This window comes from Candidatus Stoquefichus massiliensis AP9 (assembly GCF_000455285.1).
GTDB lineage: Bacteria > Bacillota_I > Bacilli_A > Erysipelotrichales > Coprobacillaceae > Stoquefichus > Stoquefichus massiliensis.
In genome coordinates this window covers 63,742-65,071 of sequence record NZ_HG005297.1, presented here as the reverse complement: position 1 = coordinate 65,071, position 1,330 = coordinate 63,742, and the positions used below count along the sequence as shown (strand labels likewise).

2 protein-coding genes are annotated in these 1,330 nt (G+C 26.4%); both read left to right on the top strand.

The genetic code is table 11. The annotated features are described in order from the left end of the window. The first annotated feature begins 328 nt into the window (after positions 1–328). Positions 329–925 carry an RNA polymerase sigma factor gene (locus tag BN350_RS19690; protein ID WP_049945609.1) on the top strand — a complete coding sequence of 199 codons (597 nt, stop codon included), beginning with the start codon at positions 329–331 and terminating at the stop codon, positions 923–925. A gap of 78 nt (positions 926–1,003) precedes the next feature. Further along, the coding region (locus BN350_RS17035) for a recombinase family protein (RefSeq protein ID WP_028044672.1) at positions 1,004–1,330 on the top strand (327 nt) is incomplete at its 3' end.

Sequence of the window (1,330 nt, the reverse complement as noted above, 5' to 3'; positions counted from 1 at the left end):
TTTTCAGTTGTTAAATGGAAAGTAAAACTAATTGTCTCTAAGGTATAGAACATATTATAAGTAGTAAATAAAGAAAGTTTTATGTATAAGAATTACTAGCAAATATTATAAAATTTCTTGTCTAATATTTTCAGTAGACAAGACTTTTTGTATTATTAATTCTAAAAATATAATATTTTATTTTTAATCAATAAATTAATTGTTGTATCTTTTTATTTATATTTACACTAAATCATACTTCCAAAGGTGCTTTGGGAGGTTTTTTTATGTTTTGTTCAAGAGATCCACCACATTCAACGCTTAATTAAGTTGAATGGAGGAATTTTCATTGAATAAATTTAGTGAGTATAACCCTTTAATAGTGATATTAAAGGGAAAGAAAGAATATTTTGTTCTTTATAAAGATATAAATCAATCAATGATCAAATTAAAAGTGTCAAAAAAAGTTTTTTTCCAAGTTTTTGGCATACATAAAATCAGAATCAAAAATGGAAAAAAGTATTATTTTATTGAATATAATGATAAATTTAATATATATCAAATGCAATTAACAGTGAAAGAATTTAGAGATTTTAATAGTTTTAAATCACAAGATATAAAATATAAAAATATCAATGATAGATATATTGAACATTCAGAACAATCTGATGAAACCATTCAAAAACATATGGTTCAAAAGGTAGAAGGAGTTGAGGATATTGTATATAGAAATGTAATTAGAGAAGAAATTCAACGTGCATTAATGTCTTTAAATGAGATTCAAAGGAGACGATTTGTTATGCATTATATTGATGAAATGACTTATGAACAAATTGCTAAGATTGAAGGATGTACAAAAAGAGCAATTAAGTTTTCTTTAGATGCTGCAAGAAAGAATTTGCAAAAAATGCTAAAAAATTTATATTTAGACTACACAAATCAATGATTACTGAGCAAACAGGTGAAGGGATAAATAATCCATCACCTGTTTTTTGGTGTTTTCCCTTCAAAGGAGGAAAACAAAATGGAAAATTTAAATGTTTGGATTCATTGTAGAGTTTCTACAGAAAGGAGTAAGGATGTTCTAGATTATCAGGAGAATAAATTAAAACGTATAACTGATAATTTTGATATGTGTGTTGTTGGTATTACTAGGCAAGTTACAAGTGGGAACGATTTTTCATCATTTGGCATGCAACAGCTAATGACAGCGATTAAACGTGGGAAAGTAGATGCTGTTTTAGTGTACAGCTATAAACGAATTGCTGTTGATGAAGATTTGCTTGAGGAATTTCTTATGTTTTGTCAAATGTATGATGTACGTGTTTGGGCATTAAATGATATAGAAGAC